We start from the raw sequence: 1785 nt of genomic DNA on the forward strand, positions 1-1785 counted from the left end.
TACGCGGTGATTCGCGGCAGCGCGGTCAACAACGATGGCGCAGGAGAGACACTGACCACGCCGTACCGATACGGCCAGGAAAGCGTCATCAGGCTGGCACACGAACGTGCCGGTGTCGACCCGCGCGTGCCCCTGAGCGCCAACGGCAAGGTCGACCGGTCGGCGCTGCCCGCCCCCGACGCCAAGGCCGGCGCCGACGACGCGGTCATCGCTCCACGCAACGAACTGGAGAGGCAACTCGCCGATATCTGGGGGGAGTTCTTCGACGCCCGCCCCGTCAGCGTGAGCGCCGGCTTCTTCGACCTCGGCGGCGACTCCATGCTCGCGGTGCGCCTGATGGCGCGTATCCCGAACTGGGCCGTTCCCTGCCGCTGGCCACGCTCTTCAGCAGGCCCACCATCGAACTGCTCGCCGAGGCGCTGCAGGAGGCCGACGCCACCTCGCCTTCGTCGGCATCGCCGCAGCCTTCATCAGCTACCGCAGACTCACCAACTGAAACGGCCTCTAAAGGCTCTGGCGGGCACGCCCTTTCTGCCCCTCGCCGTGAACCGCGTGGCCCCAAACGAAGGACCCGGTCCGTCATGTCCCCCCGCACCGCCGCAGCATCCCCACACCGCCCGGTCGGCTACCGCGATCTGCTCACCGCGCCACACATCCTGCGTCTCCTCACAGGAGCGGTCGTTGGCCACTTGCCCGTCGCGATGGCGCCGATCGCCCTGCTGATGGTCGTCCGAGCGGACGGCGGAAGCGTCCGCCAGGCTGGCCTCCTCGCGGCCGCGTACGGCATCAGCGCAGCCCTCGGACAACCCCTGTGGGGCCGCATGCTGGACCGCCATGGCCTGACACCGACGCTTGTGGGCACGGCCTGCGCGTCGACCGGGGCCTTCGCGCTCCTCGCTGTGCTCGACACCGTCGGCTACCCGACCGTCGCCGCCTTGCTCGCCCTCGCCGCGGGTGTGGCAACACCGCCAGCCGAGGCAGCCCTGAGGGTTCTATGGCAGCAGGTAACAGCTTCCGACGCCCAGCTCCGCGCCGCCCTCAGCCTCGACGCCTGCGCCCAGGAGATCGTGTTCATCGTCGGTCCGCTCCTCGTCCTGGGCGTGGACGCCGTCACCGACGCGCAGATGCCGCTGGCCGCCGCGGCGGTCCTCGGCCTGGCCGGCACAGTCCTCCTTGCCACCGCAACTCCAACCCGACACTGGCAGCCGGCCCCACCCCGCCGTACGGACGCGCTCGGCCCCCTGCGCGCGCCCGGGCCACGGACTCTCGCTATCGCTCTCCTCGGCGCCGGCGTCGCCTTGGGCGCGCTCAACGTCGTCGCGCTCGCGCTCGCCGAGCAGCACCACGCCCCCGCCCTGTCCACTCTCATGCCCGCAGCCCTGGCCGTCGGCAGCCTCACCGGGGGACTCGCCTACGGCAGGCTCCGCTGGCCCGGAGCGCCCCCCACGCACCTGCGGACAACCGCCCTGGGACTGTTGGCCGGCCTCCTGCCGCTGCTTCTCCAGCCGGGACCCTCGATTGCCGTGGCCGTGGCGATTCTTCCAGGACTGTTCCTCGCCCCGCTGCTGGTCAGCGTCTTCTCCAGCCTCGACGACCTGGCCCCGCGCGGCACTCTCGGCGAGGCCTCCGCCTGGATGGTCGCTTGCCTGGGCCTCGGGCAGGCCGCCGGAACGGCCCTCGCGAGCTCCGCCACTGGCCCGCTGCCTCCCACCGCGGTGGCCCTGGCCGGCGCCGCCGCAGCCTTGACCACGCTGCTCGCACGCAGTGCCTCCCTCAGCCCCACCC

At 72.1% G+C, this 1785-nt stretch carries 2 protein-coding genes; both read left to right on the forward strand.

The genetic code is table 11. From position 1 onward, the window contains the following. The coding region (locus FNH08_RS49585) for a phosphopantetheine-binding protein (RefSeq protein ID WP_152778551.1) at positions 1-723 on the forward strand (723 nt) is incomplete at its 5' end. Next, the coding region (locus tag FNH08_RS49590) for an MFS transporter (protein WP_194238891.1) at positions 690-1785 on the forward strand (1096 nt) is incomplete at its 3' end. The genes FNH08_RS49585 and FNH08_RS49590, both read left to right, overlap by 34 nt.

It is taken from the genome of Streptomyces spongiae, from assembly GCF_009377185.1.
Taxonomy (GTDB): Bacteria; Actinomycetota; Actinomycetes; order Streptomycetales; family Streptomycetaceae; genus Streptomyces; species Streptomyces spongiae.